Consider the following 1,878-nt stretch of genomic DNA (forward strand, 5'->3'; position numbering starts at 1 on the left):
ATTTAGCCATGTGGAAGAAAGTCCCTTATATAGATCCTGATTTTGGTGTTGGTAATGATGGGAATCTTCAGGATCCGTCGACAAGATATATCGGATTTTCACTAGATTTTAAGTTTTAAAAAATAACAAGATGAAATATTCATGTTTGAAAAACCCAAACGCTGGGAACAGATTGGATATTGCATAAGGCAGTTAAAAAACAAACCGAGTGTAACGAGTTCATTGAAACCAATGAAAACAAACACTAATCAATAATTAGTTACATATGAAATTATTTAATAAACACATATTTTTTGGATTATTTTCGCTCTCAATAATGACCTCCTGTCAGAAATTGACCGAGGTCAATATCAATCCCAATGAAGCAACGACAACTCACCCACAGGCGCTGCTAACTAAAGTAGAATGGGACGCTTTCCGTACTTGGCATGGAACCTCACCCTTGTACGCGTTGAAGATGATTGTACAAACGGATGGTGAGAACGCCAATCAGATTTACAACTGGCAGCGTGGAAGCTTTGAACAATATGGTTTCCTCCGGAATATTACCAAGATGACCGAAGAGGCGGAGAAAATAGGAGCAGAAAACTATTTGGCACTGGCTAAATTTTTTCGTGCTTACTATTTCTATAATCTTACCTTGACTTTTGGCGATATTCCTTATTCAGAAGCTGCAAAAGGTGAAAGCGCAGCCGTTTTTACACCGAAGTACGACGCACAGAAGGACGTTTTGGTAGGGATATTAAAAGAGCTGGAGGAGGCAAGTGCCCTATTGAAGAAAAATAATAACACTATAAATGGTGATATTATTTATGGAGGTAATAGTGCCAATTGGAATAAGTTAGTCAATNNTTCGCCTAAAAGTATTATTGACCTTATCGAAGAAATCAGCTGATCTTCCATTTAATCTGGCAACAGAATTTGCCAAAATCTATTCAAACGAGCCCAGGATTACTGATGTGGGAGGTACCGAAGATGGTCAATTAGTCTTCTTGAATCAGGAAGGCAATCGCTATCCAGAGTTTAATTCCAGTGGCTATGGCTCGGGAATGTACATGGACTCGACCTTTATCCAACGATTACAGGACCTAAAGGATCCCAGATTGTTCGTTGTAGCCACACAGACACGCCTGGGGAAAGAAGCTGGTAAAGCGATTGATGATTTTACCGCGTATGAAGGCGGTGATCCGATTGTGCCCTATGCACAGGTCAATGCGAAGGCGGTGTTAGGAAAACTGTCCAAAGTCCACGAACGGTTTTACCAGGATCCAACAGCAGAACCCTTGGTATTATTAGGCTGCTCAGAAATACAATTCATTTTAGCCGAAGCAATACTGAAAGGCTGGATTACGGGAGATCTAAATACAACTTATGCCAAAGGAGTGCAAGCATCGTTCAAGTTTTATGAGAAATATGCGAAAAATATAGGTAGCTATACCAATGAAAGTCAGGCAGCTCAATACCTGGCACAAAACACGGTAAAACTCGACGCTGTTAGTACAAACGAACAGAAATTGGAGCGTATCCTCATGCAGAAATACCTGCGATCCTTTCACCAAGGAGGCTATACGGCCTATTTTGACCATTTGCGCACGGGCTATCCGAGTTTGCGTAAGGCTGCCAATGTAAAGACAGCATATCGCTGGATGTATCCGCAGGATGAATACAATACCAATACCGCGAATGTTTCTGATGCAATCAAATCACAGTTCGGCGGAAATGATAATATTAACTTACAGACCTGGTGGCTAAAATAATGGACTCAAGAAGAGCATTTTTAAAGAAGGCCGCCATGCTCGCCGGGAGTACGGCAGCTATAAACTGGTTGCCTGACTCTATCCAAAAGGCATTGGCCATTGAAGCTCCAAAAGGATCAAC

Annotated in this window: 2 protein-coding genes; both read left to right on the forward strand. The window is 41.3% G+C overall.

Annotated features, from left to right (window positions below; genetic code table 11):
* Window positions 1-316: 316 nt before the first annotated feature.
* Entirely contained in the window at window positions 317-895 is a 579-nt protein-coding gene (locus B4G94_RS23655; RefSeq protein ID WP_422663713.1) for a SusD/RagB family nutrient-binding outer membrane lipoprotein, read from the forward strand.
* Window positions 870-1,757, forward strand: coding sequence for a SusD/RagB family nutrient-binding outer membrane lipoprotein (locus B4G94_RS23660; RefSeq protein ID WP_286862433.1), 888 nt, complete (start codon window positions 870-872; stop codon window positions 1,755-1,757). The genes B4G94_RS23655 and B4G94_RS23660 overlap by 26 nt, the downstream gene beginning before the upstream one ends.
* Window positions 1,758-1,878 lie beyond the last annotated feature (121 nt).

This window comes from Sphingobacterium sp. UBA7625, assembly GCF_002484085.1.
GTDB lineage: Bacteria > Bacteroidota > Bacteroidia > Sphingobacteriales > Sphingobacteriaceae > Sphingobacterium > Sphingobacterium athyrii.